This is a genomic window from Actinomadura sp. NPDC023710 (assembly GCF_040639875.1).
In the GTDB taxonomy this organism is placed as follows: Bacteria; Actinomycetota; Actinomycetes; order Streptosporangiales; family Streptosporangiaceae; genus Spirillospora; species Spirillospora citrea.
Genome location: NZ_JBFAGB010000061.1, coordinates 1 through 16,192, shown reverse-complemented (window position 1 = coordinate 16,192; position 16,192 = coordinate 1). Strand labels below are relative to the sequence as shown.

At 68.2% G+C, this 16,192-nt stretch carries 11 protein-coding genes and 4 pseudogenes; 7 read left to right on the top strand and 8 right to left on the bottom strand.

The genetic code is table 11. The features are described from left to right. Positions 1–8 precede the first annotated feature (8 nt). The 4 genes from AB0H37_RS41385 (at position 9) to AB0H37_RS41370 (ending at position 4,443) form a co-directional block, all read left to right on the top strand. Entirely contained in the window at positions 9–1,271 is a 1,263-nt protein-coding gene (locus AB0H37_RS41385; protein ID WP_360618107.1) for an ROK family transcriptional regulator, read from the top strand. A gap of 91 nt (positions 1,272–1,362) precedes the next feature. Then, on the top strand, positions 1,363–2,691 hold the full coding sequence (locus AB0H37_RS41380) for an extracellular solute-binding protein (RefSeq protein ID WP_360618106.1): 1,329 nt from the start codon (positions 1,363–1,365) through the stop codon (positions 2,689–2,691). After that, positions 2,681–3,625 carry a sugar ABC transporter permease gene (locus AB0H37_RS41375; protein WP_360618104.1) on the top strand — a complete coding sequence of 315 codons (945 nt, stop codon included), beginning with the start codon at positions 2,681–2,683 and terminating at the stop codon, positions 3,623–3,625. The genes AB0H37_RS41380 and AB0H37_RS41375 overlap by 11 nt, the downstream gene beginning before the upstream one ends. Further along, entirely contained in the window at positions 3,622–4,443 is an 822-nt protein-coding gene (locus tag AB0H37_RS41370; protein WP_329089301.1) for a carbohydrate ABC transporter permease, read from the top strand. Before AB0H37_RS41375 ends, AB0H37_RS41370 begins: the two co-directional genes overlap by 4 nt. 1,315 nt (positions 4,444–5,758) lie before the next feature. On the opposite strand, the gene AB0H37_RS41365 is transcribed toward AB0H37_RS41370, so the two are convergent. From AB0H37_RS41365 to AB0H37_RS41350, 4 genes and pseudogenes are all read right to left on the bottom strand, one after another. Beyond that, complete coding sequence (locus AB0H37_RS41365) at positions 5,759–6,475, bottom strand: recombinase family protein (RefSeq protein WP_360618128.1); 717 nt, start codon at positions 6,473–6,475, stop codon at positions 5,759–5,761. Positions 6,476–7,265: 790 nt separating this feature from the next. Continuing rightward, positions 7,266–8,129, bottom strand: coding sequence for an LLM class flavin-dependent oxidoreductase (locus AB0H37_RS41360; RefSeq protein ID WP_360618102.1), 864 nt, complete (start codon positions 8,127–8,129; stop codon positions 7,266–7,268). Positions 8,130–8,804: 675 nt separating this feature from the next. Continuing rightward, positions 8,805–9,716 (bottom strand): aldo/keto reductase, encoded by a 912-nt coding sequence (locus tag AB0H37_RS41355; protein WP_360618101.1) that lies wholly within the window; start codon positions 9,714–9,716, stop codon positions 8,805–8,807. Positions 9,717–9,959: 243 nt separating this feature from the next. Continuing rightward, positions 9,960–11,075: pseudogene (locus tag AB0H37_RS41350) on the bottom strand (IS256 family transposase); the annotation flags it as partial. Between the two features lie 1,395 nt (positions 11,076–12,470). Here AB0H37_RS41350 and AB0H37_RS41345 point away from each other — a divergent pair. Continuing rightward, a complete protein-coding gene (locus tag AB0H37_RS41345; RefSeq protein WP_360618100.1) occupies positions 12,471–13,034 on the top strand; it encodes a hypothetical protein in 564 nt (187 codons plus the stop codon). Positions 13,035–13,163: 129 nt separating this feature from the next. Here AB0H37_RS41345 and AB0H37_RS41340 read toward each other — a convergent pair. Next, positions 13,164–13,262, bottom strand: a pseudogene (locus tag AB0H37_RS41340) (IS5/IS1182 family transposase); the annotation flags it as partial. A 622-nt stretch (positions 13,263–13,884) separates the two neighbouring features. Here AB0H37_RS41340 and AB0H37_RS41335 point away from each other — a divergent pair. Beyond that, positions 13,885–13,932, top strand: a pseudogene (locus AB0H37_RS41335) (hypothetical protein); the annotation flags it as partial. Positions 13,933–14,032: 100 nt separating this feature from the next. Here AB0H37_RS41335 and AB0H37_RS41330 read toward each other — a convergent pair. From AB0H37_RS41330 to AB0H37_RS41320, 3 genes and pseudogenes are all read right to left on the bottom strand, one after another. Then, on the bottom strand, positions 14,033–14,569 hold the full coding sequence (locus AB0H37_RS41330) for a DUF1772 domain-containing protein (RefSeq protein WP_360618098.1): 537 nt from the start codon (positions 14,567–14,569) through the stop codon (positions 14,033–14,035). A 106-nt stretch (positions 14,570–14,675) separates the two neighbouring features. Then, the gene (locus AB0H37_RS41325) at positions 14,676–15,002 is read right to left on the bottom strand and encodes a hypothetical protein (RefSeq protein ID WP_360618097.1); all 327 of its coding nucleotides are present in this window, start codon (positions 15,000–15,002) and stop codon (positions 14,676–14,678) included. Between the two features lie 73 nt (positions 15,003–15,075). Beyond that, positions 15,076–15,444 (bottom strand): annotated as a pseudogene (locus AB0H37_RS41320) (NAD(P)H-binding protein); the annotation flags it as partial. Between the two features lie 85 nt (positions 15,445–15,529). Here AB0H37_RS41320 and AB0H37_RS41315 point away from each other — a divergent pair. After that, positions 15,530–16,192: DNA-formamidopyrimidine glycosylase family protein (locus AB0H37_RS41315; protein ID WP_360618095.1), on the top strand; the 663-nt coding region annotated here is incomplete at its 3' end.

Sequence of the window (16,192 nt, the reverse complement as noted above, 5' to 3'; positions counted from 1 at the left end):
GCGGGTCGATGGAGGAACTGGTCGCCGCGGGCACGCAGTTCATGCGGGAGGTCAACGCCGCCGCGATCCTGCGGAGACTGCGAACCGAGACCGGCATGAGCGTGTCGGCGTTGGCCAAGGCCGTCGGCCTCTCCAGGCAGGCGGTCACGCGCTCCCTCAACGCGCTGGTCGAGGAGGGCCTCGTCGAGTTCGGGTCCCTCGACCGCGACTCGACGCGCGCCGGCCGACCCGCGCAGCTCGTCCGCTTCCGGGCGGAGGCGGGCCACGTGCTCGGTCTCTCGATCAGTCCGCAGGACCTGCGGGTCGCGATAGCCGACCTCGCCGGGACGGTCGCCGCCATCGAGGTGGTGCAGCTAGGCGCCGGCGTGGGCGGCGCCGAGGCGGTGGAGACGCTCCTGGCCACGACTGGACGCACGCTCGCGTCCGCCGGCATCACGATCGGCGACGTCTGGTTCGCCTCGGTGGGAACGCCCGGCATCGTCGATCCGGAGGCCGGGGTCGTCAAGCTCATCCCGAGCATGCCGGGCCTCGCCGGGGACATCCTCGTGCGCCGGTTGAAGGACGTACTCGGGTGCCCGGTCTATCTCGACAACGATGTCAAGCTCGCCACCCACGGCGAGCGCTGGCGAAGCACCGAGCGGCGCGAGGACTCCATGGTGATGGTCCACTGGGGTAAACGGATCGGCGCCGGCATCGTGCTGAACGGCGAGCTGTACCGCGGCGCCTCCAATGACGCGGGCGACGTGGGCTTCCTCGACCTGTTCTGCGACGACCGGGGAGCGGGGCCCGCCGCGACACCCCGACATCCGCACGGGCTCGGTCCGTTCGAGGAGCGGGTCGGCGGCGAAGAGATCGTCCGGCTGGCCATGGCCGCTGCGGAAGGTGACGGCGACGCGGCGTTCCGGGCGCGGATCGAGGCCGCGGGTGACCTCGGGTTCGACGCCGTCGTGGACGCCGTCGCCGCCGGGGCTCCGGCCGCGCTGGCGGCGATCGACGTCGTCGCGCGGCGTTTCGCCAAGGGCATCAGCGTGATTCGGGCGATCCTCAACCCGCGGCTGGTGGTCATCGGAGGCCCCATGGCACGGTGCGGCGAACCGCTGCTCGCCGCCGTGCGCGGTCACCTGTCCGGCGAGCCTCTCGACCAGCCCGTCCTGGAGGTCTCGTCCCTCCAGGACGACGCCGTCGTCCACGGCGCCCTGCGCCACTCCCTGAACGAGATCGAACGGACCAAGTTCGGCGTTCGCAAGATCAGCCGTCAGGAGACCTCGTGACGGTGTTCGAGGACACCAGACGCCCCCCGCATCCCGCTGGTCCCTCTACCGGTCAGCGCCGGTATCCGACGAAGGAGAGTTCTCCATGCGAATGACGGCACCAGCCAGCCGTCGAGCGGCGTTCGTCTCGCTCGGCACCGCGGTGGCGCTCGCCCTGACCGCCTGCGCGGGCAGTGGCGGCCCCGACGTGGGCGCGACGAAGAAGATCGACGTGTCGACGAACGTTCCCGGCGCGCCGGTGACGCTCACCATGGCCTACACCGACGACCCGCCGACCAAGGCGCTCATCGAGGGCTTCACCAAGAAGCACCCGAACGTCACGATCAAACCCCAGCAGACGCAGTTCAAGGACTATGTCAAGTCGATCAAGCTGTCGATGTCGTCTGGCGCGCCCCCGGACATCGCCCAGTACAACCCCGGCGCGATGAACTCCCTCGTCCCGGCCGGCCTCGTGCTGAACCTGGACCCCTGGGCCAAGGCGTACGGCTGGGACGCCAAGTTCCCCAAGTCGAGCCTGGAGGTCCTCAGCTCCGACAGGACGGCCAAGCAGTTCGGCACCGGCGGCCTGTACGCCGCGCCCGGCGCGATGTCCGTACTGGGCGTGTTCTACAACAAGTCGCTACTGACCAAGGCGGGCGTCAAGGGCACGCCGCGAACGCTGGCCGAATTCGAGACCGCGATGCGGAAGGCCAAGAGCGCGGGCCAGGCGCCGTTGAGCGTCGGCGCCCTCGAAGTGGGCGGCTTCCAGGTCTGGAACGCGCTGCTCAACGTCACCGGCGACGTCTCCGCCTACCGCTCCTGGGCGTACGGCCGACCGAAGGCCACGATCGAGACCCCGGCCGCGCAGAAGGCCGCCCAGACGGTGATCGACTGGGCGAAGGAGGGCTACATCCCGTCGTCGTCCAACGCCACGGCCGACACCGACGCGCAGGCGGCGTTCGCCAACGGCAAGAACACCTTCATCATCACGGGCAACTGGACCGCCGCCATGATGGAGTCCAAGCTGAAGGACGACGTCGGCTTCTTCCTCCTGCCCTCCGCGACGGCCGGCCGGCCCGCGGTCGCCTCGGGCGCGAGCGTCGCCTTCGCCATCTCCTCCAAGACCAAGCACCCGAACGTCGCCGCGGCCTTCCTCGACTACCTCGCCTCACCAGAGGCGGCGAAGATCCAGTTCGAGACGGGGTTCATGCCCGTCGACCCCAAGGCCGACCTCGACGCTAAGGGACTGCGCGGGGAGATCCGCTCCGCGTTCGGCCCGGTGGCCCAGAAGAACGGGATCGTCCCGTTTCCCGACTTCGCCTCCCCGGGCATGATCGACCAGCTGACGCCCGGCATCCAGGGTCTCATCAGCGGCAAGATGACCGCCGACAACTTCCTCGGCTCGCTGCAGAAGTCATGGAACGACCACCATGGCTCCTGAGGTGACCACGGCGGTCTCCCCGTCGCGCCCGCCGGCCGCCGCTGCGGCCGGCCGGCTCCGCCTGCCGCCCGGAAACCGTAGGCGGGTGCGCGGCTGGCTCTACGTGCTGCCCGCGCTGGCGGTGTACGCGGGATTCGCCATCTGGCCGGCGCTCAACACGCTGCGCCTGTCGTTCTTCACCTGGGACGGCATCCTGGCGCCGACCTGGGCGGGACTGGACAACTACGTCAGGATCTTCCAGGAGCAGGCGCTGTACGAGGCCGTCCTGCACGGCCTGATCCTGATCGTCTTCTTCTCCTTCCTCCCCGTCGTGGCCGGCCTGCTCATGACGGCCCTGCTGATGGGCAGGATCCGCCGCGGCATGACGTTCTTCCGGATCGTGTTCTTCCTGCCCCAGGTGCTGCCGCTGGTCGCCGTCGGCGTCACCTGGCGGTGGCTCTACAGCGAGTCCGGCGTCGTCAACCAACTCCTCGACCTGGTCGGCCTGAGTTCGTTCACGCGGGCCTGGCTGGGCGACTACGACCTCGCGCTGATCGCGCTCGGATTCATCGGCACCTGGGCGATGAGCGGGCTGTGCATGATGCTCTTCCTCGCCGGCGCCCAGAAGATCGACCCGGCGCTCTACGAAGCGGCCACCCTGGACGGCGCCGGATCGTTCCGCCAGTTCCGCCACGTCACCCTGCCCGGGGTCCGCAAGGAGATCACCATCGCCGGGGTCATCACCACCATCGCGGCGCTGGCCAGCTTCGACCTCGTCTACGTCACCACGAACGGCGGCCCGGCCGGACAGACCAACGTGCCCGCGCTGCTGGTCTACCGGCTGGCCTTCAACGAGGGCGACATCGGCGGTGCCAGCGCGCTGGCCGTCGTGCTGACCGTCATCGTCATCGCCATCGTGGGCCTCATCCGCCGCTTCACCAGGGAGACGACGTGACGGCACGCGGTGGAGCCACCGTCCGGTACGGGCTCCTCATCCTCCTGGCGGGCACGGTCCTGGTGCCCTTCCTCGGCATCATCCTGGCCGCCCTGCACCCCGCCGGCTCGCCGATCAGCGGACTGAGCATCCCCGACCGCTGGTCGTGGGGCAACTTCGGCAAGGCCTGGGAACGCGGCAACTTCACCGCCCTCATGCGCTCCAGCGCCCTGATCACGTTCTGCGTCGTGCCGCTCGCCGTCATCCTCGCCACCCTCGCCGCCTACGGGCTGACGATCCTCAAGGTCTGGGGCAACCGGACGTTGTCGGCAGGGTTCGTCCTCGGCCTCACGCTCCCCGTCGAACTCGTGGTGGTCGCGCTCTACTTCAACCTGCGCGAGATCGGTCTCACCAACTCCTATGCCGGCGTCATCCTGGCCGAGGCGGCGCTGTTCATGCCGTTCGGCGTGTACTGGATGCAGGCCCACTTCTCGGGCGTGCCCGACGAACTCGTCGAGGCGGCGCGCATCGACGGCGCCAGGGACCTCGTCGTGCTGGCACGCGTGCTCCTCCCGATCTCCTGGCCCGCGATCACCACGCTCTCGGTGCTGTACTTCATGTGGTCCTGGAACCAGTTCCTGCTGGTCCTGGTCATGATGCAGGATCCCTCCAGGCGCAACGCACCGACCGGCCTCGGCTTCTTTGTGGGCCAGTACTCCACCGACATCCCCCTGCTGTCGGCCGCGTGCCTGATAGTGATCGCCCCGATCGTCGCGGTGTACATCACGTTCCAGCGCAGCTTTGTCAATGGCATCACGCAGGGCGCCATCAAGGGCTGACCGAACATCCCTGACTGGTGCAGGAGGACGACGACCCTGAAAAGGGGCCCGCCATAGCGCAACACAGTTGCGTTCGCAGGTGGGGCACCGATGGCCAGAGGACGTCAGGGAGCGCGACGTCGCTGCGTTGACTTCCTGTTGCAGGACGCGGCTTGCCGCCGCGGCGGGCAGCGCCCGGTACTGCAGGGTGCGGGCTGGGCGCGACCAGCCTGGCCAGGACGTCGGAGCACACGTTCTGGCGGGGTGGCTCGCCAGCTCACCGAGTGCCCGCCGTCGTGCTCGAGTGGGTGGTGTGCTCGATCGCTGCGACCGGTCCTGCATCAGCCCACGACAGTGCCTCATGATCAACGAGACCGCCTCGGGCCCGATGAGACAAGACAGCCAGGCGCCTCGGGCCACAAGGAGCGCGAGGCGGATCAGAATCGAATAGATTTCATGTTCTGTTCGGTATCAAACTGGTGCCGCGACGGCGATGCGCTCCCTGCGTAGCGAGTACGCCTCTGACGCGGGCGGCGTGGAGGCGATGATGCGAGACCATCGCGCTGTGACGTGGGAGTCCCGCCCCGCGTAACCTCGGCCGAACTGCACCTTGCGGACGTCGATGAACCTGACATCGACGCCCGTCCCCTGCTCCCTCCCACGGCCGCAGCGTTCCCGTGCTCTTCTCGCTGGGTGCACGGTGCTGAGGCGATACCTGTGCCGCACAAATAAAGGAACGACGGAGCGGCCTTATGCACCAGGTGGAACGCTCGATAAGCGCTCCCGCCACCAAGGCCGTTCCGCCGTTCCCTGCGTGCCCTCTGCCGACGGGTGACAAATCCGCCGCGATTAAGAGAGGGTTTCGCACTTTCCAGTATAACGCGTGGGAGACAACGAAGATGCAGGAGGCCAAAGCCGCAGGGAGTGCCTTCACTCGCATAGGGCTTTCCGCGGTCGGTCGTGCTGCGGGCGCCAGTAGGCGGCGATGATCTGGTCTGCCTCCCGCACATGGGGCGCGCTACGGGCGTGGGTCCAGGCTCGGCGGATTTTGGTGAGTCGTTGGTGCAGGCGCGCAGATGTCAGGACGGCCAGATCGGGTGCGAGGGCGAGCACGGTGTGCGCGGCGTCTTCGGGGCGCCGCTGGTGGATTTGCGCGAGTGCCAGACGGGTGGTGATGAGTGCTTTGGTGCGGCGTTCGATGGGGCGGCGGCGGCTGAGGGAGGCGGTGTAGTGGTTTTCGGCGCCTTTGTGGTCGCCGAGCTGGGTGAGGTGAGTCCGATCTGGTTTTCATATGAGGGGCGCCGGTAATCGCCGGTCCAGCCTCGCAGCAGCGGCGCTACGCAGTGGGCGAGGTAGGCGGCGGCGGCCGTGCGGGCGTGGCCACCGCCGAATTGGTCGTCGAGGTCGCCGAACGCTTTGGTCGCGGTGCGGATGCGTGTGAGGTCTCCGGCCCCTCCCTGGCGTTGGGGGCCCGATCGTGCAAGGACGGTGGCGGGTAATGGGATCTGCCGCTGACCCAGTTGGACAGGCTCGCGGCCGTGCACGACGTCGGGTGGGAGACCAGCGCGCTCGGCCTGCGGGCGGAGCACGGTCTTGGTCTTGTCGAGGTGCCCGTACACCGTCGACCTCGGCACGCCGAACATGTCGGCGATCTGTTGGACGCTCTTTTCCCGTTCGTCGCAGAGACGTTGGGCGAGCGTGGCCAGGTCCCCGGTGAGCTCGGGCTCGCGTCCGCGCCGACCCGCCCGCCGACCCGGCCGCGGTCCCGCGCGGACGCGAGCCCGTTCGCCACAATCAGCTCCCGTTGGGGCTCCGCCAGTACGGGCAGCATCCCGAACATGGCCTGGCCTTCCATGGTGGCGGTGTCGGGCGCTGCTCGATGACGTGCAGCCCGATACTCCGCTCGCGCAGCTCGGCACCGAGGGTCACCAGGTGCAGGACGGAGCGGGAGCCGGTCGAGCCTGGTCACCTTCAAAGTGTCGCCCTCGCGCAGCAGCTGCCCGACGAGGTCGAGCTTCGGGCGGGACGCCTCCGCACCGCTGCCGCCGTCGATGTGGATGTTGTCGCGGTCAACGCCGTCGCGTTGCGGGGGGCGGGGCGGCTTGTGCTGAGCGTGGACCAGCAGGACCGCACCGTACCGGTGTCCGGCGGGATGATTTCCGTGCGGCGCTCAACACGCCAGGGGTGACCTCCGAGCCTGCCGGGTGTCGTGGAGCAACGGGTTTCAGGTGCTCGGATATGCAGTCCGATCGACCGAGGTCATTCGAAACCCCCAAGACCGCCACCAACACGACGACGATCACCCTAAACAGCCGCGCTCACCCCCGCGGCCCATTTCTGTCGTACTCCGGCCGTCCCCCCACGGGCCCAGGAGGTAGTTGTCGACCATGGACCCGAGCCCTCCATACGTGCTGACCTCGCTCTGCTCCATCACCGCGCAGACAGCGAAGGCCAGGCCATGCTCGACGAGCCAGGACTCGGCGAAGCCTCTCGACCGTTCCCAGAAGTCGTCACGACCGCGGCATGCGAGCTCGGCGACCAACGACGTGCCCATGGGGCTCGGCTCACCGGCCAGGTGACGCCGCGCCCGCCCGACCATGGCCGGGTCGGAGCCGCGGGTCGTCGAGCGCCTCCTGGATGCCCTCCCGTGCGTGTTCGACGAACCTGCGAGCGGCGTCCGCCGCCGAGTGATCGATCTCCACAGGGAGGCCCGGCAGACCCCTGCGGCGAGGGTGCAGCGCCGCGTGCAGCCGCCCCGGGAACACCAGCGCATCCTCGCTTCACCGCGTTTGATCACCCATGACGGCGCACGACAGCCGAGCCGGCCGGCGCCGAGGACTGTTCTATGCGATCGCTTCGGCGAGCAGGCGGATCTGCTCAGGGTCTGACGAGGTCGGGACGAAGATGAGCTCATCGCAGCCGCTCGATTCGAACGCGGCCGCGTAGGCCTTGACCATCTCGGTGTTGATCGCGGCGCTCGCGGCGATCTGCTGGGCCATGTCGCCGAGGAAGCCGTAGTAGTGCAGCAGGTAGGCGTCGGCCTGCGCGCGGGCGTCGGGGCCGAGCGCGAAGTAGGCCAGCGTGAGCTTGCGGGGTCTGCCGTCGCGTCCGGCCTTCTGCCAGGCGGCGTCCACGGCCGCCGCGGCCTGGGCGAACATCTCCGGGGTGCCGCCACCCATGATCCAGCCATCGGCCAGCCGGGCCACCCGGTCGAAACTCGCCTCGGCCGAGCCGCCCAAGATGAGCTCGGGTCCCCCCTCGCGGACCGGCTTGGGCCCGATCGCACCACCGTCCCCGTACGGCCTGCCGGACCAGATCTCCTTCATCTCGGCCAACTGCTCCTCCAGGCGGTGGCCCTTGCCCTTGGTGGGCACCCCGGCGGCCGCGAAGTCGTCGTCACGTCCGCCCAGGCCGAGGCCGAGCACCAGCCTCCCGCCGGAGAGCCGGTCCAGCGAGGCTGCCTGCTTGGCCAGCAGCGCGGTGTTGGAATGCAGCGGAGCGAGGAGCACGCTGGTGGTCAGCCGGATCCGGCTGGTGACCGCCGCGGCGGCGGCAAGGGCGATCAGCTCGTCGAACGTCGGGTACACCAGCCTGCCGATCGTGCCGAGGGTACTGAACCCCGCGTCCTCGGCCCGACGTGCCCAGTCGGTAAGGGCCGCGCCTTCGGTTCCAGGGACGGTGTTGGGAAGCCCGATCCCGATGTCCATCTGTGCCTCCGTAGAGAAGAACGCTGAGGCAGAGTTCCTACCGCGAGCCCGGCCACTTACTCGGCGGTGCCGGTCGACGGCGTCGAAATGACGTCAAGGGAGGTCACTGATTTGTCACTCACCAGGGTCCAGAGGCGTCGGTCCGTCGCCAGTGCGGCCGCCGTGATGCGTTCGTCCCCGTGGTGGACCGAGCCGAACTCCGAGCGCCAGGCCAGGGCTCGAAGGGTGTGGACGTGGAGGACCGCTCACGCCGAGTGCGGCGGCACGGCATGTGCCCGCGATCATGGAGCGGCGCCCCCGAAGAAGCTGCATCCGCCGTGGGTCTCGGACGTTGTCCGGGCGACCGCCGACGTCCTGGCCGGCACCGGCTGGCCGGGGCTGACCGCGACCTGCAGAACGAGCGGGCCGACGCGTCCGGCCCACCCGCTCTCGCCGGCATCCGCCGCGACGAAGTCAGGGAGGCTCTCCTCGGGAGGGGGTCCTCCCCCGCGTCCCTCGCACGTACCCGCGGGGTGAGCCGCGCCGCCGTGCGCACCCGCGCTGGCCGGCCTCGCTGACCCGGCCGGCACCTGTCACCGAACCGACACCGCGATCCTCACTTGTCGCGACTGACCGGGCAGAGGTGGTCTGCCGGTAGTGGCACCCACGGTGGTTGTTGCGCCTTGCGCTGCTGAATCAGGTGGTGGCCGCGTTGTTCAGCGTCTGGATGATCTCCGGTGAGAGCCGGACCTGGGAGGTGGCGATGTTCTCCTCCAGGTGGTCGATGCTGGCGGTGCCGGGAATCAGCAGGGTGTTGTCGTAGGTGGCCAGAAGCCATGCCAGGCCTACCTGCGCAGGTGTGGCACCCACGGCCGTGGCGGCTGCGATCACGCTGGGGTGTTCGGTGACCTTGGAGAAGCCTGGGAAGGCCGACCCAAGGGGGAAGAAGGGCACCCAGGCGATGGCGTTGTCCCGGCAGATCTGCAGAAGGGGCTCGCTGGAGCGGTCCAGCAGGCTGTACTGATTCTGCACGCATGCAATGCCTGCGGGCAGGGCCTGGTTCAGCTGATCAGCGGTGATGTTGCTGAGCCCGATTCCGCCGATCTTCCCCTCGTCGCGCAGGGCCGTCATCTCGGCGAGCTGGTCGTCCAGAGCCACCTGCTGGTCGGGCCCTGCCGGGCTGCCGTCCACGCGGGTGTCCAGGATCCGCAGATTGACCACATCCAGGCGCTCCACACCCAGAGCGGCCAGGTTGCGCTCGACCCCGTCGCGTAGCTGCTCGGGCCGCTGGGCGGGCGCGATCTGGCCGGACGGCCGGTCGTCCGCGCCGACCTTGCTGACCAGGACGAGGTCCTCGGAGTAGGGCGAGAGCGCCTCACGGATGAGCTCGTTGGCCAGGCCCAGACCATAGTACTGAGAAGTGTCGATGTGGTTCACGCCCAAAGCGATCGCGCGGCGCAGCACGGCCAGGGACTGCTCCCGGGACGGCGGTACGGGACGTCCAGGCCCGGGGACCTGCATAGCACCGAACCCGATCCGGGCCACGGTACGGCCGGCCAGCACAGTGGTGCCGCCAGGCGCAGGGATATGGGCGTCGTTGACAGGCATGTGTCTCCTCATGAGGTGAGAAATGTTCATATGGCCGCGGTCGGTCTCCGTCGGACACCGATCCGGCCCAGCGATTCAGGGGCGGGCGGGGCGTCGGGCGGCAGGTAGACCGGGTGGCCTCCGGCCCCTGCCGCACGGACGTGCGAAGCCGTGAGAAGAGCCGCGCGAGAAGGCGGGTGAACAACGGTCACGTCCAGCGGAGTGGTGCAAGAGTTGATCTCCACGTGATCCTGTTTCTGCAGGTTAAGCGGTGAGTTCTCGCTGGTCGATCTCGGGGTCGGGTGTGTTGCCCTCGACTACTCGAAGGCGGGCTTTGGCCATGGACTCCAGGCCCATGTAGCGGCGGGCCTCGGTCCACTCGTCGGTCCGCTCCATCAGGACGGCGCCGACGAGGCGGACAGTCGCGGCCTGGTCGGGGAAGATCCCGACCACGTCGGTGCGCCGCCGGATCTCCTTGTTCAGCCGTTCCTGGGGATTGTTCGACCAGATCTGCCGCCAGAGCTGGCGCGGGAAGCCGGTGAGGGCCAGCAGATCGGGTTCGGCCTCGGCCAGGTGCTCGGCCGCGTCGGGGTGCTTGGCCTCCAGCGAGGCCACCACGCGGGCGTGCTGGGCGTGGACCTCCTCGGCGGCGGGCTGGTCGAAGATGGTGCGCACCAACGTGGCCACCCACGGTTGCGCCGACTTGGGGACGCGGGAGAGCAGGTTGCGCAGGTAGTGCGCGCGGCACCGCTGCCAGACCGCCCCGGGCAGCGTGGATCCGATCGCCTAGACCAGGCCGGCGTGGGCGTCGGAGATGACCAACTGGACGCGGGTCAGGCCTCCGGCGACCAGCCCGCGCAGGAACGCCAGCCACCCGGCGCCGTCTTCGGTCGAGGTGACCTCGACCCCGCGGATCTCGCGGTGCCCGTCGGCGTTGATGCCGGTGGCCACCAGCCCGTGCACGTTGACGATCCGGCCGCCCTCGCGGACCTTCTGGGTCAGGGCATCGACCCATACGAACGCATACGGTCCGCCCTCCAAAGGGCGGTAGCGGGACGCGGCGACCTGGGCGGCCAGCACCTTGGACATCTCCGAGACCTGGCTCTTGGAGATGCCCTTGATGCCCATCTGCTCGACCACTTGTCCACCCGAAGCGTGCTGACGCCCAGCAGATAAGAGGTGGCCACCACCGAACCAGGGCCTGCTCGGCCCGACGACGGCGTTCCAGCAGCCACTCGGGGAAGTAGGACCCGCTGCGCAGCTTGGGGATCGCCAGCTCCACGGTGCCGGCGCGGGTGTCCCAGTCCCGGACCCGGTAGCCGTTGCGGCGGTTGACCCGCTCCTCCGAACGGTCCCGTAGCCGGCGCCGCACACCGCATCGGGCTCACACGCCCCGATCTGCTCGGCCAGCCAGCCCGCAGGGTCCACACTGTTGTCCACGGCCATCGCGTTCCTCTCCTTCTGATCTTGGTCGATTCGAAGGAGGACGCGATGGCCGTCTCACCTCACGACGCCACACCCTCTGACCAGGTTAAACACATACACCACCTGCGTGGACGCAACCACAGCGGGCCGAGAACGCCGACTCCAAGCAAGTTAAGAGGCTTTCAAGGCGGCCGATGCGGCTTTTGTCGCCGACCTGAGCCCCGTCCCCGGACGACGCGGTCACAGTAATCGACTGCCCAGGTGAGCGCTTCGGGCATCTGGCCATGCGGACTGTGGCTCCCTCGTTGGCTCCCGAGACTACGAAGCGGTCATCGGGACACGAGATCAGGTCAGAGACAACACCCTGACCTGCGCGAACTTGGGATAGGCGATACTGGGTTCGAACCAGCGGCCTTTTCAGTGTGAACATGATCGATCAAGGCCAATCAAGCCCGGGGGAGGCCGCCTCTCAACAACGCCGCAGTTCAGGCAGCATTCTTCGCTTCATCACAGCGCACCTCAGGGAAGATCGAGTCCGTTGCGATCGCCCGCAATCAACGCCCGCGTTGCGACAACCGCACCAACTCAGGGCAGCCAGAGGCGCCAGGCCCGACCCGAGTCTCTGAGAAGCCACTCCGATCTTGCCCATCGGCATGCCACTCCCCCTGTGGCACATCCGAACCTCCACCCCTACCCGCCGGCCGATCCGGCAGCTGGGTCGATGAGCGCGGGTTGAACCATCGGCGCAGGCGGGTCGGGGTCCGGTCAGTGGTCGCCGCAGGCAACCACAAACCTCCCGCCGCGTCACGGGAGTGACGCCCGGGGCCACGGCAAGGGCCAGCACCAAGGCGGGGCAACGCAGCTCACCGGGGGTCCTTCCGTTGCGAGGCCCCGAAGGAGGCCTGGGCATCTGGGTGAGGTGCTGCTGGAGACTGGTAGTCGGGCGTGGGCCGGGGCGATGTTCGGGCTGGTGGCCGACCGAGACCGGGAATGCCTCCCGGCTGCTGTACCTGCTTGCGTCCGACATGCCGGTCCTGGCCGATCGGGGCCTCGACCACACCGCATTCCTGGAGAAGATCGAGATCTCCGCCCGGGGGCATTGACAACCAGCGCCGGGCCTTCGCTACCCGGCCTTGCGGTTAGCCTGGCTTGATGTCGAGGGGACCGAACGGCCGGAAAGCGAATCAACGAAGTGACCGGAAGGCCGGGCAGCGGAGAAACCGGAATTTGAAGCAGCGAAACCAAGGGCGGTCAGGGGCGGGGAACGATCAGAAAGCATTGACCTGGTCTGGATCCCTGGGCTGCCTGCTCGGCTGGCTGGCCCTACTGGCCCTGGCAGCCGGAGTAGGAGTGTTCTTCCTGGCTGCTGTACAGCTGATCCTAACGCTTGCGGGTCGGGGCGACGAGGCCAGCCTCTTCCCCCTGGTGCCGGCCATCGGCATCACGATCGGAGTGCCCGCCGTCATCGACCTGGCGGTCAGGTTGGCCGGACGACGGCGCATCTCCGCTTCGCTTCCAGTGGCCAACTACGAGGAACTGGGCCGGGATGCAGCCTCCTTCGGCACCATGCGGGTCCCGCCCGGACTTCAGGAGCTGTCGTTCGTCCCGATGCTGCTTTTGATTCCAGTCCTCGTGGTCGGGCTAGGCGATACCGACGGATGGGGCGCAGTGATGGGAGTTCTCGTCGGCATCGTGATTGCTGTGCCTCCAATGTTCTGCGGCTTGTTCGGTGGCCCGCACCTGGTGCTCTTGGGCAACGTCGCCTGGCTATTCTGGGCGTGGCTGACGGTGGAACGCCACTTCCAAGCGTCCGTCGTAAGCGGCGCAACACTGGGGGCAGCGCTGTGGGTAATGCTCTACTTGTACTTCGCCCGCGCCACCGCCAGGAAAATTGGAAACAACTCAGCGACCTAAAAGGGCATGTCGTGCGCGGTCAGCTTCGCGAGCCCCTTGTAGCAGGTCACGGCGGCGAGGGTGAAGGATGCGGAGAGCAGGTGGCCGTAGCGTTCGTGGAGGATGGTCAAGCGCCGGGTAGCCGACCAGCCAGGACAGCGTCCGTTCGATCATCCAGCAGAAGCGGCCCAGACCTTCGCCAGACTCGACGCCGAGTCGCGCGATGCGCGGCACGGTGCCGCGCCCGCGCCGGCCAGGCCCGTCGCTCGGCGGAGTTGTGGACCTGACGGTACGATTCCTGACCGGCCGACGCCGAGGCGGTCCGCGCCGAACGGCCGGATCGCCGGTAACGCCCTCAAATAAGGTCATCGATCATGTGTATCGGTGTCTCCTAGTGCGGTGACCACGAACCTTCACCGGATCTGGTCAGGCGGCCTTGGGGCGGTGGCGTCCCCAGCGTTGCTGGCGTTCGCTGCCCTTCCGGCTGCATCACGCGGGTGCGGACTCGACCTACTCATCGAGGAACGATCCGCACCGTCATGCCCCGGCGCATCGAGTCGGCGGTGGCGCACCACGAAACAGGGAAAGGATCTGGCCAGCAAAGCCCTCTCGCTCCACCAAGGCCGGCAGCCCTCAAGATCAACATCAGTTCGACCGCCCTTCACATTCTCCTCGGCGAACTCCGCATGTATGCCGAGGCCGTCCTCGACGCCAGAAGCCCCTAGGTTGAGGGGGTCCGTCAACGAGGCCACTCTTGTTTGCCATGGCCCTGGCCCGCATCGACCAGGTCGAACTGACCATTCCACGGCCGGTGGCCAGCGCATGATCCCTGACGGGCCAACGCGAGTAGGATGACCTGTCGTGTGCCCGCGTGATCGAGTACCAGCGGCGCGGGTTGATCCACTTTCACGCCGTGGTGCGTCTGAACGGGCCGGGCGGCACCATCAGCCTCCGCCGGCGTGGGCGACAGCCGACCTGTTGGAGCGCACGCTCCGCACCGCCGCCGCGCTGCGGGCGCATCAAGCAACTGTTTGGGGCCGGTCTGTCGTTCCGCGCTCATCGACGGACACAAGGACGGGTGTGTCTTTTCTCCTCATTGCGGCTATGCCCAGCAGCGCGAAGGCGAGAACGGCCGCGATGGTCCGTACCGCGTGAGCGGCCTGCCAGCGGTCCCGGACGCTCGCCCAGTCCGCGGGCGGCGCCTTCACGCTCCAGTCGGCCTGATCGCTGTTGATGGGAAGGTTGACGATGAGGGTGGTGACGAAAGCGGTCAGGAACAGGGCGAGCGCCGCCAGCGTCAGCCAGAACACGCGCCCTCGCGTCCGAACGGCGGCAGCGACCAGCGCCACCGTGGTGATCATCGCCGGTATCAGCGTGACCGAGGCGAGAGTGTCCAGCCGATCAAGCTCGATATGACGAACCTGGGTGTATACGGAACGGTCGTACTGACGCAGGGAGGATTCCAGGACGAGCACGCATACGAGGAATCCCGCGAACAAGCCGCCGAAGGTCAAGCTGAGGAAGCGAATCAGGCGGAGCAACGCGTCTTTTTTCATGACTCATGGTCCCTTGGTGTGCGGATGATGGTGGGGGTGGCGTGCGACTGATCGAAAGGAATCACAGGCCGGTGCTATCCCAGCGCCTGGCGGCCGGAGGGAACTATCAGTTCATGAATATGTCGGCATGGTCGGCGACCCAGTCGCCGTAGGTGCGCGCGGGACGGCCGAGCATCCGCTCCACCTTCCCGCTGACGGTCTCGGCGGACCCCACGCCGCGGGCGTGCCGGGAGATCAGGGCGTCGAGGAACGGCTCGAGGAGGCCGCGCTGCATCAGGCCCTGCTTGTGGACCTCGGGAGGCACCTCTTGGCACTCGATCGTCCGGCCGATGGCTTGGCCGGTGATGGATGCCAGGTCGTCGTGTGACAGCGGTTCGGGCCCGGTGAGCCGCACCTTCGTGCCGTCCAGGCCAGTGTTCAGCAGCGCGTGCACCGCGGACCTGTGGCGCCCAGGCCATGAGGGTGCTGGCGGCGACTGTGGATGACCGCCGGCTCACCCAATCCAGGCCGCTCTCAATAGCGGCCTGCTCGACCTCTTTATTGCGGTCACCCAGGAAACGGGACGGCTGCTCGGACAGGTCGTCGTCCACGTTAACGGCGGAGAGCACCACCACCCGTCCGACACCCGTTCCTTTGCGAGCGCCAGCAGGTCGGCGGCAGGCTCCAGTGGCTCGCGGATGCAGGAACGGGGCAGTGACGCCTTCCAGCAGCGGGATGAACGTCTCGGCCCGCGACCGGTTACCCCTCACGACCTCAACGCCCGCGAGTTGACTCACGTCGTGTGGGTGACAGCTGACCGCTCGCACCTTGACGCCCTCTGCCGTGAGCTTGCCGATCAGCGGTCTCCCGATGGTGCCCGTCGCACCGGTTACCAGGGATCATGAATCTTCACTCCATCCGTGAGGTATTGGTCCAATATACTATGAGTTCCAAAATTCTTTCCTTGCGGGGTTCGCCTCGGTGTCGGTGCTCGACCCCGGCGTCCTGCGCGGCGTCACCGCCCGGCGCCTGAGCACGGCGCTGCGCGGCCGCCGCTTCGAGGAGCCGCACCGCCACGGCAAGTGGCTGCTCGCCCCGGCGCAGGGCCCGGTCGTCCTGCTCCACTTCGGCATGACGGGTTCACTCACCTGGCACCGCCCGGACGAGCCGCGCCACCGTCACGACCGCGTCGTCTGGGAACTCCCCGACGGCGAACTCCGGTACCGCGACATGCGCAAACTCCAAGGCGTCCGCCTGGCCGCCACCACCAAGGAGGCCGACGAGACCCTCGCAACTCTCGGCCCGGACGCCCTGGACCTCTCCCGCGACGACCTGGCCGCCGCCCTCACCCACCACCGAGGCCGCCTCAAAACGACCCTCACGGACCAGGCGGCCATCGCCGGCCTGGGCAACCTCCTGGCCGACGAAATCTGCTGGCGAGCCCGCATCAACCCCCTACGCCCCGCCCGCGACCTGACCGCTCCGGACGTCACCACCCTCCACCGAGCCATGCGCCGCGTCCTCCACGACTCCATCAAGGCCGCACGCGTCCCGCCCCGCAGAACCTGGCTCACCGGAGCCCGAGACACCCCGACCCCTACCTGCCCCCGCTGCGGCACCCCTCTGAAAAGCCGCCGCCTCTCC

Coding starts and splice junctions, on each gene's coding strand:
- AB0H37_RS41380 (WP_360618106.1), top strand. CDS start 1,363: ATGACGGCACCAGCCAGCCGTCGAGCGGCGTTCGTCTCGCTCGGCACC.
- AB0H37_RS41375 (WP_360618104.1), top strand. CDS start 2,681: ATGGCTCCTGAGGTGACCACGGCGGTCTCCCCGTCGCGCCCGCCGGCC.
- AB0H37_RS41360 (WP_360618102.1), bottom strand. CDS start 8,129: ATGGACATCGGGATCGGGCTTCCCAACACCGTCCCTGGAACCGAAGGC.
- AB0H37_RS41355 (WP_360618101.1), bottom strand. CDS start 9,716: ATGCCTGTCAACGACGCCCATATCCCTGCGCCTGGCGGCACCACTGTG.
- AB0H37_RS41385 (WP_360618107.1), top strand. CDS start 9: ATGGAGGAACTGGTCGCCGCGGGCACGCAGTTCATGCGGGAGGTCAAC.
- AB0H37_RS41330 (WP_360618098.1), bottom strand. CDS start 14,569: ATGAAAAAAGACGCGTTGCTCCGCCTGATTCGCTTCCTCAGCTTGACC.